The organism is Leifsonia sp. 1010 (genome assembly GCF_031455295.1).
In the GTDB taxonomy this organism is placed as follows: domain Bacteria; phylum Actinomycetota; class Actinomycetes; order Actinomycetales; family Microbacteriaceae; genus Leifsonia.
This window is the reverse complement of the sequence record NZ_JAVDSL010000002.1, coordinates 467555-490106: the sequence shown is the minus strand read 5'-3', so window position 1 is coordinate 490106 and position 22552 is coordinate 467555. Positions and strand designations below refer to the sequence as shown.

At 69.9% G+C, this 22552-nt stretch carries 21 protein-coding genes; 9 read left to right on the top strand and 12 right to left on the bottom strand.

Annotated features, from left to right (window positions below):
- Positions 1 to 64 precede the first annotated feature (64 nt).
- Complete coding sequence (locus J2Y42_RS13055) at positions 65 to 1156, top strand: winged helix DNA-binding domain-containing protein (protein WP_309859298.1); 1092 nt, start codon at positions 65 to 67, stop codon at positions 1154 to 1156.
- A 9-nt stretch (positions 1157 to 1165) separates the two neighbouring features.
- On the top strand, positions 1166 to 2260 hold the full coding sequence (locus J2Y42_RS13050; protein ID WP_309859296.1) for an FUSC family protein: 1095 nt from the start codon (positions 1166 to 1168) through the stop codon (positions 2258 to 2260).
- A gap of 12 nt (positions 2261 to 2272) precedes the next feature.
- On the opposite strand, the gene J2Y42_RS13045 is transcribed toward J2Y42_RS13050, so the two are convergent.
- A complete protein-coding gene (locus tag J2Y42_RS13045) occupies positions 2273 to 4039 on the bottom strand; it encodes a proline--tRNA ligase (RefSeq protein WP_309859293.1) in 1767 nt (588 codons plus the stop codon).
- Between the two features lie 58 nt (positions 4040 to 4097).
- On the opposite strand from J2Y42_RS13045, the gene J2Y42_RS13040 reads away from it, so the two are divergent.
- Complete coding sequence (locus tag J2Y42_RS13040; protein WP_309859291.1) at positions 4098 to 5573, top strand: RNB domain-containing ribonuclease; 1476 nt, start codon at positions 4098 to 4100, stop codon at positions 5571 to 5573.
- A gap of 21 nt (positions 5574 to 5594) precedes the next feature.
- On the opposite strand, the gene ispG is transcribed toward J2Y42_RS13040, so the two are convergent.
- The 5 genes from ispG to J2Y42_RS13015 all read right to left on the bottom strand — a co-directional run bounded on the left by ispG (position 5595) and on the right by J2Y42_RS13015 (position 11663).
- Positions 5595 to 6728: a flavodoxin-dependent (E)-4-hydroxy-3-methylbut-2-enyl-diphosphate synthase gene (ispG, locus tag J2Y42_RS13035; RefSeq protein WP_309859546.1), complete on the bottom strand. Its 1134-nt coding sequence runs from the start codon at positions 6726 to 6728 to the stop codon at positions 5595 to 5597.
- A 61-nt stretch (positions 6729 to 6789) separates the two neighbouring features.
- Positions 6790 to 8112, bottom strand: coding sequence for an RIP metalloprotease (locus J2Y42_RS13030; RefSeq protein ID WP_018190874.1), 1323 nt, complete (start codon positions 8110 to 8112; stop codon positions 6790 to 6792).
- A gap of 75 nt (positions 8113 to 8187) precedes the next feature.
- Complete coding sequence (locus J2Y42_RS13025; protein ID WP_309859289.1) at positions 8188 to 8883, bottom strand: hypothetical protein; 696 nt, start codon at positions 8881 to 8883, stop codon at positions 8188 to 8190.
- A gap of 34 nt (positions 8884 to 8917) precedes the next feature.
- On the bottom strand, positions 8918 to 10009 hold the full coding sequence (locus J2Y42_RS13020; protein ID WP_309859287.1) for a 1-deoxy-D-xylulose-5-phosphate reductoisomerase: 1092 nt from the start codon (positions 10007 to 10009) through the stop codon (positions 8918 to 8920).
- Between the two features lie 307 nt (positions 10010 to 10316).
- The gene (locus J2Y42_RS13015; RefSeq protein WP_309859285.1) at positions 10317 to 11663 is read right to left on the bottom strand and encodes an aminotransferase class III-fold pyridoxal phosphate-dependent enzyme; all 1347 of its coding nucleotides are present in this window, start codon (positions 11661 to 11663) and stop codon (positions 10317 to 10319) included.
- A 75-nt stretch (positions 11664 to 11738) separates the two neighbouring features.
- Here J2Y42_RS13015 and J2Y42_RS13010 point away from each other — a divergent pair, with 75 nt between their 5' ends.
- The 3 genes from J2Y42_RS13010 (at position 11739) to J2Y42_RS13000 (ending at position 14424) form a co-directional block, all read left to right on the top strand.
- A complete protein-coding gene (locus J2Y42_RS13010; RefSeq protein WP_309859283.1) occupies positions 11739 to 12728 on the top strand; it encodes an FKBP-type peptidyl-prolyl cis-trans isomerase in 990 nt (329 codons plus the stop codon).
- A 9-nt stretch (positions 12729 to 12737) separates the two neighbouring features.
- Positions 12738 to 13595 carry a hypothetical protein gene (locus J2Y42_RS13005; RefSeq protein WP_309859281.1) on the top strand — a complete coding sequence of 286 codons (858 nt, stop codon included), beginning with the start codon at positions 12738 to 12740 and terminating at the stop codon, positions 13593 to 13595.
- A gap of 70 nt (positions 13596 to 13665) precedes the next feature.
- Positions 13666 to 14424 carry a 1-acyl-sn-glycerol-3-phosphate acyltransferase gene (locus tag J2Y42_RS13000; RefSeq protein WP_018190869.1) on the top strand — a complete coding sequence of 253 codons (759 nt, stop codon included), beginning with the start codon at positions 13666 to 13668 and terminating at the stop codon, positions 14422 to 14424.
- 6 nt (positions 14425 to 14430) lie between these two features.
- Here J2Y42_RS13000 and J2Y42_RS12995 read toward each other — a convergent pair whose 3' ends face one another.
- On the bottom strand, positions 14431 to 14910 hold the full coding sequence (locus J2Y42_RS12995; protein WP_309859280.1) for a CGNR zinc finger domain-containing protein: 480 nt from the start codon (positions 14908 to 14910) through the stop codon (positions 14431 to 14433).
- Between the two features lie 67 nt (positions 14911 to 14977).
- Between J2Y42_RS12995 and J2Y42_RS12990 the strand changes: the two genes are divergently transcribed.
- Complete coding sequence (locus J2Y42_RS12990; protein ID WP_309859278.1) at positions 14978 to 15214, top strand: hypothetical protein; 237 nt, start codon at positions 14978 to 14980, stop codon at positions 15212 to 15214.
- Between the two features lie 120 nt (positions 15215 to 15334).
- Here the strand turns inward: J2Y42_RS12990 and J2Y42_RS12985 are convergent, their stop codons facing one another.
- The gene (locus J2Y42_RS12985; RefSeq protein WP_309859275.1) at positions 15335 to 15808 is read right to left on the bottom strand and encodes an OsmC family protein; all 474 of its coding nucleotides are present in this window, start codon (positions 15806 to 15808) and stop codon (positions 15335 to 15337) included.
- Between the two features lie 37 nt (positions 15809 to 15845).
- On the opposite strand from J2Y42_RS12985, the gene gabT reads away from it, so the two are divergent.
- Positions 15846 to 17207, top strand: a complete 1362-nt coding sequence (gene gabT / locus J2Y42_RS12980) for a 4-aminobutyrate--2-oxoglutarate transaminase (protein WP_309859272.1) — start codon at positions 15846 to 15848, stop codon at positions 17205 to 17207.
- Entirely contained in the window at positions 17204 to 18220 is a 1017-nt protein-coding gene (locus J2Y42_RS12975; RefSeq protein WP_309859269.1) for an asparaginase, read from the top strand. The genes gabT and J2Y42_RS12975 overlap by 4 nt, the downstream gene beginning before the upstream one ends.
- A gap of 86 nt (positions 18221 to 18306) precedes the next feature.
- Here the strand turns inward: J2Y42_RS12975 and J2Y42_RS12970 are convergent, their stop codons facing one another.
- Genes J2Y42_RS12970 through J2Y42_RS12955 form a run of 4 tightly spaced genes read right to left on the bottom strand, consistent with a single transcriptional unit; the run spans position 18307 to position 22489 of the window.
- Complete coding sequence (locus tag J2Y42_RS12970; RefSeq protein WP_018190863.1) at positions 18307 to 19158, bottom strand: ABC transporter permease; 852 nt, start codon at positions 19156 to 19158, stop codon at positions 18307 to 18309.
- Entirely contained in the window at positions 19155 to 20075 is a 921-nt protein-coding gene (locus tag J2Y42_RS12965) for an ABC transporter permease (RefSeq protein WP_309859265.1), read from the bottom strand. The genes J2Y42_RS12970 and J2Y42_RS12965 overlap by 4 nt, the downstream gene beginning before the upstream one ends.
- Positions 20076 to 21275 carry an ABC transporter ATP-binding protein gene (locus J2Y42_RS12960; protein ID WP_309859262.1) on the bottom strand — a complete coding sequence of 400 codons (1200 nt, stop codon included), beginning with the start codon at positions 21273 to 21275 and terminating at the stop codon, positions 20076 to 20078. It abuts the gene before it with no gap.
- Complete coding sequence (locus J2Y42_RS12955; RefSeq protein ID WP_309859260.1) at positions 21275 to 22489, bottom strand: spermidine/putrescine ABC transporter substrate-binding protein; 1215 nt, start codon at positions 22487 to 22489, stop codon at positions 21275 to 21277. Before J2Y42_RS12955 ends, J2Y42_RS12960 begins: the two co-directional genes overlap by 1 nt.
- Positions 22490 to 22552: the final 63 nt, after the last annotated feature.

Sequence of the window (22552 nt, the reverse complement as noted above, 5' to 3'; positions counted from 1 at the left end):
CCGGCTCGCCCGAGACGCCCCGCTCGGGATGCGCGCGTCGGCGGTCCCTGGCAAGCTGACTGCCATGCCTGCCAGCCGCTCCGACCTGCTCCGCCTCCGCCGGCTCGCCCAGGCGATCGACGGTCCGCGCGAGCCGGACGTGACCTCCGTCGCACGGCGAATGCTGGCCCTCCAAGGTCAGGACTTCGCCGCGGGCTGCTGGGCGCTCGCGCTCCGGACCACCGGCGCGACCCAGAGTGACGTGCTGGCCGCGCTCGATGCCGGCAGCGTCATCCGTTCGTGGCCCATGCGCGGAACACTGCACTTCCTCCCGCCGGAGGACCTGCGCTGGATGCTCTCGGTCACCATGGACCGCATCGTGGCCGGTCTCGCGCGGCGTCAGCAGCAGCTCGACCTGACCGCAGCCGACTTCGCCCGAGCGGCCGACGTCGTCACCGGCGCGTTGACGGGCGGCAGGAGCATCGGCCGAGCCGAGGTGATGCAGCTGTGGGAGGAGGCGGGCATCGCGACCACGGGCCAGCGCGGCTACCACCTGATCTACTACCTCGCCCAGACCGGGCTGCTGTGCTGGGGTCCCGTCGTCCGCGCAGGCAACGGCAACCCGACGCAGGCGCTGGTGCTGCTCGACGAATGGGCGCCGGCACCTCGGGCGCTCGAACCCGACGAAGCCATCGCGCAGTTCCTCCTCCGCTACCTGCAGGGCCACGGTCCGGCGACGGTGAAGGACTTCGTGTGGTGGACGAAGGGGACGGTCGCGGGCGCCAAGACCGCGCGTGCGGTGCTGGGGGATGCCCTGACGACCCTTGAGGTCGACGGGGTGGAGTACCTGCTGACCGCCGAGCTGGCCGACCGCGCAGCGTCCACTCCCCCGACCCGAGGCGAGAAGGATGCCGTGCACCTGCTGCCCGGCTTCGACGAGTACCTGCTCGGCTATCAGGACCGCTCGCCTATCCTCGACGACGAGCACTGGGAGCTGATCGTGCCGGGCAACAACGGCATCTTCCAGCCGATCATCGTGGCCGGAGGCCGGGTCGTCGGGACCTGGCGTCGGGAAGGCGGCCGTGTCACTCCTCTGCCGTTCGCCGCGCTGAGCGCCGCCCGCGAGGCCCAGCTCCAGCGGTCTGCACGCGCGTACGCGTCGTACGCCGCCGGGTAGCGTTGAGGGGTGGCACGCACCAGATCATCCGGAAGCCGGCTCCCGGCGGGGATCGCGATTCCCGCCACCATCCGCACCTCGACCCGCGCGCCGTTCCTGCAGGTGGTGAAGACCGCCGTCGCCATGATCCTCGCCTGGGCGGTGGCGAGCATCTTCGTGCACGGCGAGCTGCCGATCTTCGCGACCATAGCCGCGCTGCTGGTCGTGCAGCCGAGCGTCAACCAGTCCGTCGGGCGCGCCATCGAGCGCTCCATCGGGGTGATCGTCGGCGTCGTGATCGCCTACCTGATCGGTCTGGCCTTCGGGACGAACAGCTGGATCGTGCTGCTCGCGGTCGTGGTGTCGGTCCTCCTGGCCTGGGCGCTGCGCCTGACGCCGGGGACGGCGAACCAGGTGCCGATCACGGCGATGCTGGTGCTCGCGATCGGCGCCTCGGACCCGGAGTACGCGCTCGCCCGGATCGTGGAGACCGTGATCGGCGCCGTCATCGGCGTCGTCGTCAACGTCGCGATCGTGCCGCCGGTGCTGACGGCGCCCGCGCGTCAGGCCGTGATCGCCCTGGGTCGCGAGACCGCTTCGACGCTCGACCGGCTTGCGAACGCGCTGACCACCAGGCACACCCGCGGCGAGCTGGATGCGCTGCTCATCGAGGCGCGGCTGCTCCGCCCGATGGAGACCAAGGCGCAGGCGGCGTTGACCGCGGCCGACGAGAGCCTGTCGCTGAACCCGCGGCAGCGGAAGCACCGCGTCTTCCTGCAGCACGACCAGGAGCTCTTCGACAGGCTGCGGCCGTTGATCAACCGGACGCTCGGCATGACGCGCGCCTACCACGACCACTACGACGACAGCCTCGCCGTCGAGCCGACCATCCGCGCGATCGCCGACGAGCTCGATCGCGCGGCCCACGACCTCCGGCTGCTGGCGCGCGACCCGGACGAGCCCGTCGTCGAGCCGGGGACGGAGACGGCCGGCATCCCGGTGCTCACCGCTCCCCTCACGGTCGCGACCCCCGACCCGCGGCACTGGGTGCTCATCGGCTCCCTGGTGGAGGATCTCCGCCGCATCCACGTGGAGATCGCCGGCGACGACGCGTCGACCGGCTGAGCTCCACGCCGGCTACGCCGTGAGCTCCGCCACGGCCTCCGCGATGGACAACGTCCGGCGGTCGCCGTTGCGGCGGTCCCACAGCTCGACCTGGCCCTCGGCGGCGCCGCGGCCGACGACGAGGACGCGCGGGATGCCGATCAGCTCGGCGTCGCCGAACTTCACACCGGGCGAGACCTTGGGCCGGTCGTCGTACAGCACGTCGAGGCGGGCGTCCTCCAGCTGGGCGACGACCTCCTCCGCCACGTCGTAGGCGACCTGCTCACGTCCGGCCGCCACGACGTGCACGTCGAACGGCGAGACCGACTCCGGCCAGACGAGACCGCGGTCGTCGTTGTTCTCCTCCGCGATGATCGCGAGGATGCGCGTCACGCCGATGCCGTAGGAGCCCATGGTGACCGTGACGAGCTTGCCGTTCTCGTCGAGCACCTTGAGCCCGAGGGCATCCGCGTATTTGCGGCCGAGCTGGAAGACGTGGCCGATCTCCATGCCGCGGGCGAGCTCGACCGGCCCGGATCCGTCCGGTGCGGGATCGCCCGCCTTGACCTCGGCGGCCTCGACGACGCCGTCCCAGCCGAAGTCGCGGCCGGCGACCAGACCGAAGACGTGCTTGCCCTCGATGTTCGCGCCCGTGATCCAGCCGGAGCCGTCGACCACGCGCGGATCGACGACGTAGCGGATCCCTGTCGCGGACTCCTCACCCAGAACAGGGCCGTCGGCCGACCAGGGTCCGATGTACCCCTTCACGAGGCCGGGGTGCTTGGCGAAGTCCTCGTCCGTCGCGGCCTCGACCTCGGCGGGCGCGAAAGCCACCTCCGCGCGCTTCATGTCGACCTCGCGGTCGCCGGGGAGTCCGACGACCACCAGGTCGCGCGTGCCGTCGAGGTGCGTCAGCGCGAGCACGACGTTCTTCAGGGTGTCAGCGGCCGTCCACGAACGGCCGTCGGGCCGCGGGTGCTTCTCGTTGGCGAGCTCGACCAGCGACTGGATGGTCGGCGTCCCGGGGGTGTCCAGCACCTCCTGCGGCGTCAGCTTCTCGTACGAACGCGTGGGCGGCGCGAGCGTGGTGAACGCCTCGACATTCGCCGCGTAGCCGCCGGGCGAGCGCACGAACGTGTCTTCTCCGACGACGGTCGGGTGCAGGAACTCCTCCGACCGTGAGCCGCCCATCGCCCCGGCATCCGCCTGGACGATGACGTACGAGAGCCCGAGCCGCGTGAAGATGCGCTCGTAGGCGTCGCGCTGCGCCATGTAGCTCGTGTCGAGGCCCGCGTCGGTGTAGTCGAACGAGTAGGCGTCCTTCATCGTGAACTCGCGCCCGCGCAGGAGGCCGGCCCGCGGACGTGCCTCGTCGCGGTACTTGTCCTGGATCTGGAAGATCGTGAGCGGGAGGTCCTTGTAGGACGAGTAGAGGTCCTTCACCAGCAGCGTGAAGACCTCTTCGTGGGTCGGAGCCAGCAGGTAGTCGGCGTCCTTCCGGTCTTTGAGCCGGAAGATGCCGTCGCCGTACTCCTCCCAGCGGCCGGTGGCCTCGTAGGGCTCACGGGGCAGCAGCGCGGGGAAGTGCACCTCGTGCGCCCCGGCGGCCGCCATCTCCTCGCGGATGATCCGCTCGATCTTCTCCTTCACGCGCAACCCCAGCGGCAGCCACGCGAAGATTCCCGGCGCCTGGCGGCGGATGTACCCGGCGCGGACCAGCAGGCGATGGCTGGTGACCTCGGCGTCGGAGGGGTCTTCTCGGAGGGTGCGGAGGAAGTAGTTGCTCAAGCGTGTAGGCACCGTTCCATGTTAGAGGGCACGCGACAGCCCGCACGCGCGTGGAGACTACGGTGGGGGCATGCCCGACCGCCGGACCCGCGTCGTCGATTCCGCCTCCGCCGCTCCCCTCGCCGCCTCGCTCGCGGCCTTCCGGCACGAGCTCGGCCTCCCGGACGGCTTCCCCGCGCCGGTCGAGGCCGAAGCACGATCCGTCGCCGCCGCGCACCCCCTCCCGGACGCCGACCTCACCGACGTGCCGTTCCTCACCATCGATCCGGCCGGATCCACCGACCTCGACCAGGCGCTCCACCTCGCCCGCACCGCCGACGGCTTCCGCGTGCTCTACGCGATCGCCGACGTGCCGGCCCTGGTGCGGCCGGACGGCGAGGTGGATGCCGAGGCGCGTCGCCGCGGTCAGACCCTGTACGCGCCGGACGGACGGGTGCCGCTGCACCCCGCCGCGATCGGCGAGGACGCCGGGTCGCTGCTCCCGGACGTCGTGCGCGGCGCCTACGTCTGGGACATCGCCCTCGATGCGAGCGGACACGAGGCCTCGGCGCACGTGTCGCGCGCCCGCATCCGGTCGCGCCGCCAGTGGAGCTACGAAGAGGCGCAGGCGGCCATCGACGACGGCTCGGCACCGGAGGAGCTGGCGCTGCTCAGCGAGGTCGGGCCCCTCCGCATCGCCTGCGAGCGGGAGCGCGGCGGCGCGAGCCTGAACACACCGGACGAGGAGATCGTCTTCCGCGACGGCGCCTACACCCTCCAGCGGCGCGCCACGCTCCCGGTCGAGGAGTGGAACGCCCAGCTCTCGCTGCTGACCGGGATGGCGGCCGCTGCGCTGATGCTGGAGGGCCGGGTCGGCATCCTGCGCATGATGCCCGCGCCGTCGCCCGAGGCGTTCGCGGCGTTCCGCGCCCAGACGATCGCCCTCGGGCTGCCGTGGGCGGAGGACGTGCCGTACGGCGAGTACCTGCGCTCGCTCGACCGGGCGCAGCCGCACGCGGCCGCCGTCCTTCAGGCCGCGACGGCTCTGTTCCGCGGAGCGGGCTACGTCGTGCTCGACGGCGAGCCACCGGCCGACCCGCAGCAGTCGGCGATCGCCGCCCCGTACGCCCATGTCACGGCGCCGCTGCGCCGGCTGGTCGACCGCTGGGGGCTCGTGGTCTGCGAGGCGCTCTGTGCGGGGCGGCCGGTGCCCGACTGGGCGCGGTCGTCGCTCGGCGAGCTGCCGTCGATCATGGGCGCATCGAACCGCCTCGCAGCGCAACTCGACGCGGGGGCCGTGGATCGCGTGGAGGCGGCGCTCCTCAGCTCGCGCATCGGAGCGGTGCTCGACACCACCGTGCTCGCCGTCCGCAACGGCACCGTGCTGGTGCAGCTCGACGACCCGGCCGTCACCGCGTCCGTCCCGCGCTGGGACGGCGTACAGCCCGGTGACCGCGTACGTCTGCGGGTGGTCGCCGCAGACATCCCGAGCGGCCGCATCCACTTCGAGCCGGTGGATGCGGCACAGCCGGGTGCTGAGCAGCCGGATGCGACGCCCGCCGGGTGACGGGCAACCGGCCCGCGGAGGTCAGTGCGCGCCGACGCTCACGGTGGGCTCGCCCGACGGGCGGTCCTCCATCTCCTCGGCGAGGCGGTTCGCCTCGGCGATGAGCGTGGCGACGATCTCCGACTCGGGGACGGTCTTGATGACCTCGCCCTTGACGAAGATCTGGCCCTTGCCGTTGCCGCTGGCGACGCCGAGGTCGGCCTCGCGGGCCTCGCCCGGACCGTTCACGACGCAGCCCATGACGGCGACGCGGAGCGGAACGCTCATGCCCTGCAGGCCCTCGGTGACGCTGTCGGCGAGCGAGTAGACGTCGACCTGGGCGCGACCGCAGCTGGGGCACGACACGATCTCGAGCTTCCGCTCACGGAGGTTGAGCGACTGCAGGATCTGCAGGCCCACCTTAACCTCCTCGGCCGGAGGCGCGGAGAGCGAGACGCGGATCGTGTCGCCGATGCCCTCGCCGAGCAGGATGCCGAACGCGGTCGCCGACTTGATGGTGCCCTGGAACGCGGGGCCGGCCTCGGTCACACCGAGGTGAAGGGGCCAGTCGCCGCGCTCTGCGAGCATCCGGTACGCCTTCACCATGACGATGGGGTCGTTGTGCTTGACCGAGATCTTGAAGTCGTGGAAGTCGTGCTCCTCGAACAGGCTCGCCTCCCAGACGGCCGACTCGACCAAGGCCTCGGGGGTCGCCTTCCCGTACTTCTCGAGCAGGCGGCGGTCGAGCGACCCGGCGTTGACGCCGATGCGGAGCGAGACGCCCGCGGCCTTCGCGCGGCGGGCGATCTCGCCCACCTGGTCGTCGAACTTGCGGATGTTGCCCGGGTTGACACGGACGGCCGCGCATCCGGCGTCGATGGCCGCGTAGACGTAGTTCGGCTGGAAGTGGATGTCGGCGATGACCGGGATCTGGCTCTTCTTGGCGATGATCGGCAGCGCCTCGGCGTCGTCGCGGCTGGGCACCGCGACGCGGACGATGTCGCAGCCGGATGCCGTGAGCTCGGCGATCTGCTGCAGAGTGGCGTTGATGTTCGTCGTCGGCGTCGTGGTCATCGACTGGACGCTGATCGGGGCGTCACCGCCGACCAGGACTTTGCCGACGCGGATCTGACGGGACTTGCGACGGGGTGCGAGGGTTTCGGGGACCTTGGGCATCCCCAGATTGATTGCTGCCACGGGCTCAATCCTACGCGGCACGGTGGGAGGCGGCTGGACGTCAGCCGAAGAGGTTCACGGGCTTCACGATGTCCGCGTACATCAGCAGCACGCTCATCCCGCCGAGCACGATGACGACCGCGAAGGTGAGCGGCATGAGCTTCGCCATGTCCACCGGTCCGGGATCGCGGCGGCGGAAGATCTTCGCGAACGTGCGCCGCAGGCCCTCCCAGAGCGCTCCGGCGATGTGACCGCCGTCGAGCGGCAGCAGCGGCACCAGGTTGAAGACGAACAGCGCGATGTTCAGCGACGCCAGCATCCCGATCATCGTGTAGACCTTGTCGACCACGGGGACGCCGTCCAGGGCCGTCAGCTCGCCCGCCGCCCGGCCGATCCCGACCACGCTGATGGGGCCGTTGGGGTCACGCTCGGCGGAGCCGAAGGCGGCATTCCAGACGTCGACCATGCGCTGCGGCAGGTGCAGGAAGACGTTGAAGACGGCGCCGGTCTGCGCTCCGACCGCCGGGAGCACGGCCGTGATCGGCTGTGGCACGAGCTTCGCCACCGGCCCGATTCCGACGAACCCCACGGTCAGCGTCTCGATGCCGCCGGCGGCGTCCTTCACGACCGCGCCGTTCGCATCCGTCTTGGCCACCTTGTTCACGACCGGCGTCAGCTGGACCGTCCGCTCCTCACCATCGCGGCTGAGCACGACGGTGAGGGTGCGGCCCGCCGACTCGCGGATGATCGCCGTGGACTGGTCCCAGCTGCTGATCTTCTGGCCGTCGATGCTGACGATCGTGTCGCCGGGCTTGAGTCCCGCAGCGGCGGCCGGACCCTGCGGTGCGTCATCCGGGCACGTCTTGGCGGTGCTCCCGGCGGGCAGCACGCACTGGCTGACGGTCGCGAGCGTCGTCGAACTCTGCGGCGCGCCGAACCCCATCAGCAGCACGCCGAACAGCACGACGCCGATCACGAGGTTCATGAACGGACCGCCGAACATGATGACGATGCGCTTCCAGACCGGAAGGCGGTAGAAGGTGCGCTCCTCCTCGCCGACGGCGACGGTCTCCGAGCTTGCGACGCGCGCATCCTGGACCATCTGCTGCATGAACCCGGTGGTCGCATTGCGGCCACGGCCGCCCTCCTTGCCCGGAGGGAACATCCCGATCATCGAGATGTAGCCGCCGAGCGGGATGGCCTTCACGCCGTACTCCGTCTCGCCGCGGCGGAACGAGAACAGCGTCTTGCCGAAGCCGATCATGTACTGCGTCACCTTGACGCCGAACAGCTTGGCCGGAACGAGGTGGCCGATCTCGTGCAGAGCGATCGACAGAGCGACGCCGATCAGGATGATGACGACGCCCAGCACGAACAGGAGCACGGAATCCACGGGTTCAGGGTACTGGGGTGCGCCTTGGAAGTGGCCGCGAGGCGCCTCGGTGACCGCTATGTCCGCTCAGGCGCCGCCGTGCTGCGAGGGCGCGATCAGGGTCGTGATCGGACCGGGATACGGGTCTGCGACGGCGAGCACACCGTACGCCCCCGACGATGCGGAAGGGACGAGCTGCGACCCGGGCGCCGCGACGACCAGCAGCTCGGCCAGGGTGCCCGTGCTCGTCGTCAGCGTCCCCATCCGATCGGGGTCGTTCCAGCCCGGGATGTCCTCGACCGGGGAGCCGACGGCGATTCCGCCTTCCGTGCCGATGCGCACCTCGCCGATGGCCGCGGTACCCGCGCGGACAGACCACACAGGCCGGATCATCGGGTCGTTCTCCACGCCCGCCACATAGTGCGGTTCCAGGACGGCCACACCCTCGCCGAACTGGTGCTCCGTCGTGGGAGGGGTGTGATTGGTCGCCGCGTGTTCCTGCAAGCCGCTCTGAGGTCCCAGCGCGTCGGCGAACGCGGCGAGGGCCACGTCTGCGGGGGCGTCGTAGGCGACCGTCTCACGCACGGTCGCGCCCGCCTGAAAGCGAACGCCGTCGGCAAGGATGACGATGGCGGTGATCGGCTCCACCGTCGGCGCCGTCGAACCTGCGGTGGAGGCGGCGGGGCCGCCGGTCGCGGCCGAGCCGGAACCCGGCGCTCCGGCGCACGCGGCCGTGCTCAGCAGGACGCCGATACTGACGATGAGCGTGGCCAACCTGCGCATGGATTCCCCCCGGAGACGACGTGCGGTCGAACGATTATCTCCGGTCGATGAGCTGGTCCGCCTTGCGGCGCGCCCATCCCTCCGCCTCGACGAGGGACTCGCGCGTCAGCTCGCCGGACCGCACGTGCGCGTCGACGACCCGCTCCACCGTGTTGAGGATGTCGAGGTAACCGATCGCGCCGGCGTGGAACGCGGCGACCGCCTGCTCGTTCGCTGCGTTGAACACAGCGGGATACGTCCCGCCCTGCAGTCCGACACGCTTCGCCAGCGACACGGCGGGGAAGGCGTCGTCGTCGAGCGGCTCGAACGTCCAGGTGTGCGCCGTGGTCCAGTCGAGCGGCGCGCCGACGTCGGGCACCCGGTCGGGCCAGCCGAGGCCGAGCGAGATGGGGAGGCGCATGTCGGGCGGCGACGCCTGCGCGATCGTCGAGCCGTCGACGAACTCCACCATCGAGTGGATGACGGACTGCGGGTGCACCGTCACGTCGATCCGGTCGTAGGGCACGTCGAACAGCAGGTGCGCCTCGATCACTTCGAGTCCCTTGTTGACGAGCGTCGAGGAGTTCGTCGTGACGACGAGCCCCATGTCCCAGGTGGGATGCGCGAGCGCCTGCTGCGGAGTGACGTCGCGCAGCGAGTCGCGCGACCGTCCCCGGAACGGACCGCCGGAAGCGGTGAGCACGAGCCGCCGCACCTCCTCGCGGGTGCCGGAGCGCAGCGCCTGCGCGATGGCGGAGTGCTCGGAGTCGACCGGGACGATCTGGCCGGGCGCTGCCGCGCGCTTGACCAGTCCCCCGCCGACGATCAGCGACTCCTTGTTGGCGAGCGCCAGCATCGCGCCGACCTCCAGCGCCGCGAGAGTCGGCCCGAGCCCGACGGATCCGGTGATGCCGTTGAGCACCACATCCGCCTCCACCGAGCGCACCAGCAGCTCGGAGTCCTCGGCGCCCAGGGCGGTGTCCGCGACGCCGAACCGCTCCGCCTGCGCCGCCAGCTCGTCAGCGTTGCGACCGGCGCTCAGCCCGACGACGCGGAACCGGTCCGGGTTGGCCGCGACGACGTCGAGCGCCTGCGTCCCGATCGAACCGGTGGACCCGAGGATGATGACTCTGCGCACGAGGGACATCGTACGCACGCGACGCCCGCGCGGCGCGTCCGCCCCTCCACCGCTCGTGCGAACGGAGGATGCACGCTGCCGCGACGGCTCGAACTCCTCCGTTCTTCGCACGCGACCGGCGTGTCGCGTCGATCCGCCTCCCTTTTCGTCCACCGCCGGAGGGCGACGCCGCCGGGTGTCGCCGCACCCGACGGCGTGCGAAAGGGAGGATGGGACGCGCGACACTCCGCACGAATGCACCGGACGGAGGTTCCGTGGGCGCTCGGCGCGCAGATGTCCTCCCCGGCGTCGAGACGAGCGGAGACGTCCCGCGAACTCAGCCGAGGCGGCCGAGCGCCTCCTCGAGAACCGTCGCGGCGTCGTCGATGAGCTCCTCGCTGATGACGACCGACGGGAGCAGACGCAGCACGCTGTCCCAGCTGCCCGCGTCGAGCGGGATCACGCCGTTGCGGGTGGCGTGACCCAGCACCGAGGTCAGGGCCTCCGGGTTGGGCTTCTTCGTCCCGGGGATGACGAGCTCGACGCCGAACATCGCGCCCTTCCCGCGTACCTCGCCCACAACGGGGAAGCGCTCGGCCCAATCGCCGATCCGCGCCAACAGCGCCTTCTCCACGCGGCGGGCCTCGCCGAGGAGGTCTTCGTCCTCGAACGCCTGGAACACCGCGAGGGCCGCAGCGGTCGACACCGGGTTGCCGCCGAAGGTGCCGCCGATTCCGCCGGGCTGGACCGCATCCATGATCTCGGCACGGCCGGTGACAGCGGCCAGCGGGAAGCCGCCGGCGATGCCTTTGGCGCTGGTGACCAGGTCGGGCACGACGCCGTGGTGCTCGATCGAGTACCACGTGCCGGTGCGGCCGATGCCGGCCTGGATCTCGTCCGCGACGAAGACGATGCCGTTCTCGGCACAGAACTCGGCCAAGCGGGCGAAGTAGCCCGGCGCCGGGATGATGATGCCGCCGTCGCCCTGGATGGGCTCCACGAACAGGGCGGCCAGCTCGGTCGCACCGATGTGGGTTCGGATGTAGTCGATCGTGCGCTCCGCAGCCTCCTCGCCCGTCATCCCCTCGGGGTCGCGGAACGGGTAGCTGATCGGGAGGCTGTAGATCTCGCCGGGGAACGGCCCCATCCCCGCGCGCTCCGGCCAGGGGCGGTACGTCATCGCCATCGTGAGGTTGGTGCGGCCGTGGAAGGCGTGGTCGAGGGTCGCGATGGCGCGACGGCCCGTGTACTTGCGGGCGATCTTCACGGCGTTCTCGACCGCCTCCGCGCCCGAGTTGACGAGGATGCTGTGCTTCTCGAAGTCTCCGGGGGTGATCTCGGCCAGCTTCTCGGCGACGGCGACGTAGTTCTCGTACGGCGTCACAGTGAAGAGCGTGTGAGTGAGCTTCGCGGCCTGCTCGGCCGCGGCAGCGGCGACGGCGGGATGCGCGTGGCCGATCGTGGTCACACCGATGCCGCAACCGAGGTCGATGAGCCGGTTGCCGTCGACGTCCACCAGGATCGCGCCGGAGCCGGACTCCATGTAGATGTTCGCGAGAGTCCCCGCGCCGCGGCTCACCGCGGCGACCCGGCGCTGCTGCAGTTCGACCGACCGCGGGCCGGGCAGCTCGGTGACGAGATGGCGGGACTGGGGCACGGAGAATTCGCGGGTCATGTCCTCCATCGTAGGTGGCGCATCCAGCGGACCCATGACCTGCTGTCAGGTACGGCGGAGGCGGATAGGGCAGGATGGACGACCGTGCGTACCTCTCTCAAGGCCCTGACCGCGTCCGCGACCGCGGCCCTCCTCGTCGCCGGACTCGCGGCATGCAGCAGCTCGTCCGAACCGACCTCGAGCGCGACCCCGGCGGCGAACACCTGTCAGAACGTGAAGTCGGGGGCGACGTCGAAGTCGGTGAAAGTGAGCGGCGAGTTCGGGGCGGACCCGAAGGTCGAGTTCTCGACGCCGCTGAAGGTCACAGACACCGAGCGCAGCGTGGTTATCACCGGGAAGGGCGAGAAGACCACGGCCGGTCAGACCGTCGGACTGGGCCTCGCCGCGTACAACGGCACGACGGGCAAGCCGATCGCACCGTCCGAGGGCTACGGCACAAGCGCACCCGTGACCGCCAAAATCGACGAGAAGGCGTTCCTGCCCGGCTTCGTGCGGGCGGCTGAATGCCTCCCGGTCGGATCCCGCGCGGTGCTCACCACAACCGCAGAGGGGGCCTTCGGCCAGGCATACGAACAGCTGGGGGTCAAGCAGAAGGACCCGGTCGTCATCGTCACCGACGTCCGCAGCGTCCCGCCCGCGCCCGCCACGCGCGCGACCGGCAAGCCCGTGGCGCCGACCCCGGGCCTCCCCACGGTCAAGCTGAACGCCAAGACCGGCGAGCCGAGCATCACCATCCCGAAGTCCGACCCGCCGAAGGAGACGAAAATCGCCCTGCTCAAGGAGGGCGACGGAGAGACTGTGCAGAAGGGCGACACGGTCTCCGTGCAGTACAAGGGCGTCCTGTGGCGCAACGGCCAGATGTTCGACTCCAGCTGGAGCCGCGGAGAACCCGCCTCGTTCCAGACCACGGGAGTGATCGCCGGCTTCACGAAGGCGCTGGAGGGCCAGAAGGTCGGCTCCCAGGTGCTCGCAGTGATCCCGCCCGCCGACGGCTACGGTGCCGCGGGAAACGGCGACATCACCGGCACCGACACGATCGTCTTCGTCATCGACATCCTCTCCACCTCGCGCTAGGAACAAGCGTTGCGGCTCCCTCGCCTGCGTCTGATCGCCGCGGCGTCCGCCGCCGCGGCGGCGCTCGCGCTCGTGCCGGCGGCCGCGGTCGCCGAGCCGCCGACGCCGTTCTATCCGGGCTACATCATCAGCGACGACAGCTTCTACAACCCGGACGCCATGACGGCCGGGCAGATCCAGTCGTTCCTCGACGACCGCACTTGCCGCCCGAAGGACGACTCGCCGTGCCTCGCGGACTTCCGGATGGATGCGCCCGCGCAGAAGGCCTCGAAGGACCGGTGCACGGCGATGCCCGCACGCTCGAACGAGCGGGCCAGCAGCATCATCGCCCGGGTCGCGAAGGCCTGCACGATCAGCCCCCGCGTGCTCCTCGTGCTGCTGCAGAAGGAGCAGTCGCTGCTCACGGCACCCAGCGCATCCGGCTACCAGAAGGCCACCGGGTACGCCTGCCCCGACACCGCCGAGTGCGACGCCCGCTACTTCGGGTTCTTCAACCAGGTCTACCGGGCGGCGTGGCAGTTCCGGGAGTACACGGTTCACCCCGGCGACTGGCGGTACAAGGTCGGCGGCAACCGCATCCAGTACCACCCGGATGCGACGTGCGGCGCCGGCAGCGTCAACATCCTCAACCAGGCCACCGCGAACCTGTACAACTACACGCCCTACCAGCCGAACGCGCAGACGCTGGAGACGAAGTTCGGCGGCGACGGCGGGGCGTGCGCCGCCTACGGCAACCTCAACTTCTCGCGGATCTACACGGCGTGGTTCGGAAGCCCACTGGCCGTGCGCTACACCGGCATCGTCGAGGCGTGCCTGGTGTACACCGCCGGCTTCGGCTGCCCCGAGAAGAACCCTCTCGAGCCGTGAGCGGCATGCCGCAGCGTCTGCGCACGACCGCATGCCGTCATCGGCATACGACCGCGCTTAACCTCGATAGGTGAGCATCGACGAGCCCGACGATGGTGCCGCCGAGGTGAAGAGGCCCGGCGCACTGTACTTCCTCGGCCGCGTCCTGATGGCGCCGCTGCTGAAGCTGGTCTACCGGCCGCGCGTGATCGGCAAGCGCAACGTCCCCAAGCAGGGACCGGTGATCCTGGCCAGCAACCATCTCTCGTTCATCGACTCGGTCGTCATCCCGATGACGGCTCCACGGCGCGTGCAATTCTTGGCGAAGTCCAGCTACTTCGAGGGCACCGGGCTGAAGGGACGGGTCTCCCGCGCCTTCTTCACGGCGATCGGCGCGGTCGGCGTCAAACGCGGCGCCGGTGCGGCCGCCCAGGAGGCGCTCGACCAGTCCCGCAAGATCATCGACACGGGTGCGGCGTTCGCGCTCTATCCCGAGGGCACCCGGTCGCTCGACGGCCGGCTGTACCGCGGCCGCACCGGGATCGGCTGGCTGGCCCTGACCACAGGCGCCGTCGTCGTTCCGGTCGGGCTGATCGGCACGGATCAGATGCAGCCGGTCGGGGCCCGGTTCCCCAAGCCGCACCGCATCACCGTCACCTTCGGCACGCCCATCGACGTGTCGCACTTCGGTCCGGCGGAGTCGGGGCGGGCACGACGTCAGGCGACGGATGCGATCATGGCGGCCATCCACGAGCTGACCGGGCAGGAGCTCGCCAACGCCTACAACGAGGCGCCGCCCGCGAACACGGTCGAGCGGGTCAAGCGGGCGCTGCGTCCTGAGCGGCTGTAGCGACGGTCAGGTGCCGTCGCGCTCCTTCGAGCGATACGTGCGCGCCTTCTGGCGGTTGCCACACACCTCCATGCTGCACCACTGCCGCGAGCCGTTCCTGGACGCGTCGTAGAACGCCCAGCGGCAGTCCTCTCCCCCGCACAGCTTCACGCGGCCGAGCTTGCCCTGGATGCTGAGGACCAGCGCGCTGGCGACGGCCGCGTCCGCCGCGGTGCGGGGGCTCAGCCCGACCGAACCCGGAGCGGCGTCGACGGGAAGCGCGAGAGCCGGAAGTGCCGCATGGGATGCGTCTCCGTCGACGATCGCGCGCAGGGCATCCCGAACCTGCTGGGTGGTCGCGCGGTCCCCCGGTTCGAGGCCGTGCTCGGACGCCCAGCGGCGGTGGCCCTCGTCGTCGGCCAGGTGGTCGATGTCGTCCTCCACGTCGAGCGTGTTGAGGAAGTCGACCAGCAGGTCGGCTCCGAGTTCGGGAGCATTCGTACGCATGTAACCATTGTAACTCAATAGAGGGTTACGGTAGCCTGTAACCTGTCAACGCAGATAGGTGGTTATCATGCATCCGCTGTTCTTCTGGTCCATCTCCGTCGCCGAACTCGCCGAACGCCAGCGCGAGGAGGCCCTGCTGCGGGCGCAGCGCGACTCGGGCGTCGTCCAGCCGCCGCCGCTCACGCGCGACGAGCGCTGGCGCGCCGCGATCCAGCGCTGGGCGGCCGCCGAGCCGCCGCAGTCCGTCACGCCGACCCCTCCCGTCCCGGCGCCCTCCGCCGCTCCGCGCTTCGGCCGCGCCTGACCCTCCCCGTCCCTTCCATCGCTCCGCTCACCCCGCCGTCGAGTCCGCAAACTTTGCACGGCACACCCGCGTGTCGTGTGCAAAATTTGCGGACTCGACGGCGGGCGGGTCAGGCGCGAGTCAGGCGAGGGTGAGGGTTTCGGGGACGTGGTGGACGGGGAAGTTCACGCTCGCGGCGATGAAGCACTTCTCGGAGGCGGGGCGGTGCAGGGACGCGGCCAGCTCGGCCTGAGCGGGGTCGGCGATCGTCACCCGCGGGTGAAGCGTGACCTCGGTGAAGTGGCCACCCCCGTTTCCCGTCTGCTGCATGGTGCCCGTCGCGGCGTCCGTGTAGCCCACGACGACGAGTCCGGCGCCCGCAGCCTCGGCGAGATAGCTCAGCATGTGGCACTGCGCGAGCGCCGCGAGGAGCAGTTCCTCCGGGTTCCAGCGGTCGCGGTCGCCGAAGAACACGCGGTCGGCCGAGCCCTCGATGGGGAGCTTGCCCTCGGCGCTCACGACGTGGTCGCGCCCGTAGTCCTTGTAGCCGCTGGTGCCCGTCCCGCGGTTGCCGGTCCACTGCAGGTCGATCGCGTACGCGTGCTCGAGCTTCATGCTTCGATTCTCGCACCGCCGCTAGACTCGAATGACCATGACTGACACCGTGAGCACCCCCGCGCCCGTCTTCTCCGTTCCACAAGAACGCCGCATCGTCACGGCCGTACCCGGCCCCAAGTCGCAGGAACTGCACGAGCGACGCCTGGCCGTCGTGCCGACCGGCGTCTCCTCGGCCCTGCCGATCTACATCGCGCGCGCCAACGGCGCCATCCTCGTGGACGTGGACGGCAACCAGTTCGTCGACTTCGGCGCCGGCATCGGGGTCACCACCGTGGGCCACACCGAGACCGCGGTCGTGGAGGCCGCGGCGGGGCAGCTGCAGGATGTCATCCACACGCTGTTCACGATCACGCCGTACGAGGAGTACGTGCGCGTCGCCGAGCTCCTGGCCGAGCACACCCCCGGCGACCACGCGAAGAAGACCGTGCTGGTCAACTCCGGCGCCGAGGCCGTCGAGAACGGCGTGAAGATCGCGCGCAAGTTCACCGGTCGTCGCGCCGTCGCGGTCCTCGACCACGCGTACCACGGCCGCACCAACCTCACGATGGCCATGAACTACAAGGCCATGCCGTACGCGACCGGCTTCGGCCCGTTCGCCGGCGACGTTTACCACGCGCCGAACTCGTACCCCTACCGCGATGGTCTCAGCGGCGCCGAGGCGGCCGCGCGGACGATCGCGTATCTCGAGAAGGTCGTCGGCGCGTCCGACCTGGCCTGCCTCGTCGCCGAGCCGATCCAGGGCGAGGGCGGCTTCATCGTCCCCGCCGACGGCTACCTCGCCGCCCTGCAGGAGTGGTGCACCGCCAACGGCGTCGTCTTCATCGCCGATGAGATCCAGAGCGGGATGGCGCGCACCGGCGCCTTCTACGCCAGCGAGCACTTCGGCGTCGTCCCTGACCTGGTCCTCAGCGCGAAGGGCATCGCCGGTGGTCTGCCGCTCGCCGCCGTCACCGGCCGCGCCGAGATCATGGACTCCGCGCAGCCGGGCGGGCTCGGCGGAACCTTCGGCGGCAACCCCGTCGCCGCGGCGGCCGCCGTCGCCGTCTTCGAGACCATCGAGCGCAACGACCTCCTCGCCGAGGGCCGCCGCATCGAGAACGCGCTCAAGCCGGCGCTCGAGAAGCTGCAGCAGAAGTACGACATCATCGGCGACGTCCGCGGCATCGGCGCGATGATCGCCGTGGAGCTCGTCAAGCCCGGCACCGCGCAGACGACCAAGGAGCCCAACCCCGAGGCCGTCAACGCGATCGTCCAGGCGGCGGCGCAGCAGGGCATCCTGTTCCTCAACGCCGGAACCTGGGGCAACGTCCTCCGCTTCCTGCCCAGCCTCGCCGTCTCGGACGAGCTCATCGCCGACGCCGTGTCGGTGATCGACGACGCCATCGCCACGCTGTGAGCGCCGAGCCGCACGCAGGAACGCCGGCGGTCTTCAGCACCGCTGAGGCCGTCGAGCTCGCCGTCGTCGAGCGCAGTGGATTCGTCGAGTCGCGGCATGCCGGATCGGCGGTCGTGCTCGGGCCTGAGGGCGACATCGTCCGCACCCTCGGCGCTCCCGACAGGCCGGTCCTCCCGCGCTCGAGCATGAAGCCGTTCCAGGCGGTCGCCGTCATGGGCGCGGGTGTTCCACTGGAGGGTGCGAGCGCCGTGCTCGCCACCGCCAGCCACGCGGGCACTCCGGCGCACCTGTCCGTGGTGCGCAAGCTGCTCGCGCAGGCGCAGCTCACCGAGGACGCGCTCCGCTGCCCCGCCGACTGGCCGCTCGACACGGCCGCCCGCGACGAACTGGTCCGCGCCGGGGAGCACAAGCACCCGCTGTACATGAACTGCTCCGGCAAGCACGCCGCGATGCTGCTCGCGTGCCGGGTGAACGGTTGGCCGACCGAGAGCTACCTCGATCCGCAGCATCCCATCCAGCAGCACATCCGCGACACGGTCGAGCGGTTCACCGGAGAGAAGGTCGTCGCGACCGGGATCGATGGATGCGGGGCTCCGGTGCACGCCATGTCGCCGCTCGCGCTCGCCCGCGGCATCCAGCGCATTGCGACCGCGTCGGACGGCTCCCCGTTCGCCCTGTTCCGCAACGCGGCGCTGCTGAAGAACGCGGTGCTCGCGGACGGCTGGGCGATCGACGGGCCGGGACGCGCGAACACCGTCGTCATCGACGAGCTCGGCGTCTTCGCGAAGGGTGGGGCGGAGGGCGTCATGGTCATGGCCGCGCCCGACGGGACGACCGTGACGCTCAAGGTGCTCGACGGGAGCCTGCGGGCCGCATCCATCGTCGCCCTGCGTCTGCTCGCCGACGCCGGCGCCCTCTCGCACGACGATGTCGACCGCGTCGCTCCGAAGCTCGACCTCGCCGTCCTCGGCCGCGGCGAGCCCGTCGGCGCCATCCGCGCCTCCTACGCCTGACCCCACGCCAACAGCTCCTGAGTTTTTCCGCCCGACACGCCGGTGCACGGGCGAAAAACTCAGGAGCTGTTGGCTTGGATCGCGGGCTATTGGCGGGCCAGGCGCTTGGCTCGGGCGGCGGCGGTCAGCTGCGAGATCAGCACCACGAGGATCGTCAGGATGAAGACGGCGCTCGCGATCACGTTCGCCTGGGCCGGGATGCCACGAGAAGCCGCGATGTAGATGTACATCGGGAACGTCGTCACCGCACCGGCGTTGAAGTTCGTGATGATGAAGTCGTCGAAGCTGAGCGAGAACGACAGCAGCGCCGCCGACGCGATGCCCGGGAGGAGCAGCGGGAACGTGATCCGCCAGAACACGGCGTTCGGCGACCCGTACAGGTCGCGCCCCGCCTCCTCCAGCGCCGGGTCGAGCGACGCGACGCGCGCCTTGACCGTCACCACGACGAAGCTGATGCAGAACATCACGTGCGCGATGATGATCGTCATGAAGCCCTTGTTGACGCCGAGGCTGAGGAACTGCGCCGCGAGTCCGGCACCGAGCACGACCTCCGGGCTCGCCATCGGCAGGAACAGCAGGAGGCTGGTCTGCGACCGGAAGCGGAACCGGTAGCGCATCAGCGCGATGGCGATCATCGTGCCGAGCACTGTCGCGACCACGGTCGAGATGATGCCGATGATGATGCTCGCCATGAACGCGTCGCAGATCCCGGCCGCGTCGCACACGTTCGTCCAGTTGCGGAGAGTGAATCCGCGCCACGCGATGTTGTTCTTGATCGCGTCGTTGAACGAGAACACAAAGGTGTAGATGATCGGGATGAGCAGGAACGCGAGCGCGAGGAACGCGTAGACGCCGAGCCCGATCCCCTTGTACCGTCGGCGGCCCTTGGTGGCGCTGGGCGGGGTGCTCGTGTCGGTGGGTGTCGCCATCGTGGTCACAGCAGCTCCTCCGTTCCACTCCGTCGCACGTACACGCCGACGATCACCAAGATGACGGCCATCAGCACGACGGACATCGCCGCCGCTGTCGGATAGTTCTGCAGCACCAGGAAGTTGCTCTCGATGACGTTTCCGATCATCGAGGTGTCCGCGGCGCCGAGGAAGTCCTGCGATGCGTTGATGTAGTCGCCGGCCGCCGGGATGAACGTGAGCAGCGTCCCGGAGACGATGCCCGGCATCGACAGCGGCACCGTCACCTTGCGGAACGTCGTCCACGGGCTCGCGTACAGGTCCTGTCCCGCCTCGAGCAGCCGGATGTCCAGCCGCTCGAGCGTCGAGTACAGCGGGAGGCACATGAACGGGATGAAGTTGTAGGTCAGACCGAAGATCACCGAGAACGGCGTGCCCGTGATGTGCGCATCCGGGGGCAGGATCGACACCGCCTTGAGCGAGCTGGCGATCCAGCCGTCGTCGCTGAGGATGGCTTTCCAGGCGAGCGTCCGCAGCAGGAAGCTGATGAAGAACGGCGCGATGACGAGGGTCATCAGCAGGTTCTGCACCACCGGACGACCGCGCATCTTCACGCCGATGAAGTACGCCAGCGGGTAGCTGATCAGCAGCGCCGCCGCGGTCGCGATCAGCGCGTACACGAACGAGCGCAGCACCTGCGGCCAGTACTCGGCGAGCGAGTCGGTGTAGTTGCTCCACTGGAACGCCGTCTGGTACTGCCCGATGTCGCCGTCGACCACCGGCGCCTGGAACGACGTGATGATCAGCGAGATCAGCGGCGTGAGGAAGAACAGGACGAGGTAGAGGACGCCGGGGAGGAGCAGGACGAGCGCGATACCGCTCTTGCGGCGCACAGCGGGCTCCTGGTCCTTCGTCGGCTGCGCCCCCGTGAATGCGGCGAGGGCCATCTACGCCTCCTCCAGCTCCGTCAGCATCCGCTCGCGCGCCTGCGCCGCGATCGCCTGCGTGTCGGCGTCGTCCGAGAACCGGCCGTCGGCGGGCGGCTCGTCCGCGAGCACGAACGTGTGTCCGGCGTCCCACGCCACCCAGACCTCGGCGCCGAGGGCGGCGACGGGTCCGCTGGTGGTGTTCTGCGCGAAGACCACGATCGTCCCGATGCCGGGCACGTCGACGAGGTACTGCGTGCTCACGCCGCTGAACGACACGTCGGTGACGCGGCCGGGCCCGAGGCGGTTGGCGCCGGACGGGATGGTCTCCGGCGTCTCATGCAGCGTCAGCTTCTCCGGGCGGACGCCGACCGTGACGTAACCGCTCGTGCGCTGCGCCCGCGACCGGGGTACCTGAATGCGCTCCCCGCCCACGTCGACGCCGATCGTCTCGCCGCCGGACTCCTGCACCGGACCCGCGAACAGGTTGGACTGGCCGAGGAAGTTCGCGACGAACACGGTCGCCGGGAGCTCGTACAGGATCTCGGGCGACCCCATCTGCTCGATGCGGCCCTTGTTCATCACCGCGACCGTGTCGGCCATGGTCATGGCCTCCTCCTGGTCGTGCGTGACGTGCACGAAGGTCAGACCGACCTCGGTCTGGATCGACTTCAGCTCGAGCTGCATCTGGCGGCGGAGCTTCAGGTCCAGCGCCCCGAGGGGCTCGTCGAGCAGGAGCAGCGCCGGCCGGTTCACGACAGCGCGGGCGAGGGCGACGCGCTGCTGCTGGCCGCCGGAGAGCTGCGCGGGGCGACGGGCCGCCAGGTGGTCGAGCTCGACCAGCCGCAGCGCCTCGTGCGCCTTCGCGACCGGGTCGCCGATGCGGCGGCGGCGCAGCCCGAATGCGACGTTCTCGAGGATCGTCATGTGCGGGAACAGCGCGTAGCTCTGGAACACCGTGTTCACCGGGCGCTGGAACGGCTTGGTGCGGGTCACATCCTGACCGCCGATGAGGATGCGTCCCTCGGTCGGCTCCTCCAGCCCGGCGACCAGGCGCAGGGTCGTCGTCTTGCCGCATCCACTCGGCCCGAGCAGTGCGAAGAACGAGCCGGCGGGGATGGTGAGGTCGAGCTCCTCGATGGCGGTGAAGCCCGGGAACCTCTTCTTGATGCCCTCCAGGCGCAGGTCGGCGCCGGACTCGGCGAAAACTCCCTTCGGCATCAGGCCCCCAGGATCACTTTCTGGAACGCTGCCTGGTACTTCTGCTCCTCGGCCGGGGTGAGCGACCGGAAGATCTTCACCTTCGACAGTGTCTCCTCATCGGGGAAGATCAGCTGGTTGTCGGCGAGCTCCGGGTCGATCTTGGTGGCCGCTTCCTTGGCCCCCTCGACCGGGGTGATGTAGTTCACCCAAGCGGCGACCTCGGCCGCCACCTCCGGCTGGTAGTAGTAGTCGATCAGCTTCTCGGCGTTCGCCTTCTGCGACGATCCGATCGGAATGACGAAGTTGTCGCTCCACAGGGTGCCGCCGGCCTCGGGGATGGCGAACTGCCAGTTGTCGCCGGCCTCGGCGTTCAGCTGGGTGATGTCGCCCGACCAGCAGATCGCGGCGAGAGTGTCGCCGGATTTGAGGTCGTTGAGGTACGAGTTGCCCTTGATGTTGCGGATCTGGCCGTTGCTCACCTGCTTGGTGATGGTGTCGATCCCCTTCTCGAAGTCCGCGTCGCTGAAGTCCTTCGAGATGTCGACGCCCTGCTGCATCAGGATGAGGCCCATCGTGTCGCGCATCTCGCTGAGCACGCCGACCTTGCCCTTGAGGTCCGACTTCCAGAGGTCGTCCACCGACTTGAGGCCGGCGGGGAGCTTCTCCTTGTTCCAGCAGATGCCGGCGAAGCCGCTCTGCCACGGGAGGGACTTCTTGCGTCCGGGGTCGAAGTCGACGTCCTGGAGGTTCGCCACCAGGTTCTTCTTGTTCGGGATGGCGGACTCGTCGAACGACTGGACGTAGCCGAGACGGATCCAGCGGGCGATCATCCAGTCGGTGAGACAGACGGTGTCGGCGCCGATGTCCTTGCCGAGGGCGAGCTGGTCCTTCACCTTCGCGTAGTACGTGTTGTTGTCGTCGACGGCCACGTCGTACTTGACCTTGAGGCCGCTCTGCTTCTCGAACGCCTCGAGGGTCGGGTACTTGCCCGCGTCGTCCTGGTCGAGGTACGCCTGCCAGTTCGCCCAGGTGAGCGACTTGTCGGTGGCCGACTCGTCCTTGGCCGGGGTGGGCTTTCCGCTCGCTCCGCCCGTGGAGCAGGCGGCGAGGGCGAGGGCCGCAGCACCGGCTCCCGCACCGGCGAGGAGGCCGCGTCGCGTGAGCTGCGACGCACGGGCCGACTGCACGAGCTGGCGGATCATCGGGTCTTGCGGAAGGTTGCTCGGTTTCACTGGAGTGCTCCTTGGGGGATCGAACACGGACCACGGGCGACGGCGCTTCGGCGGCACACCGAT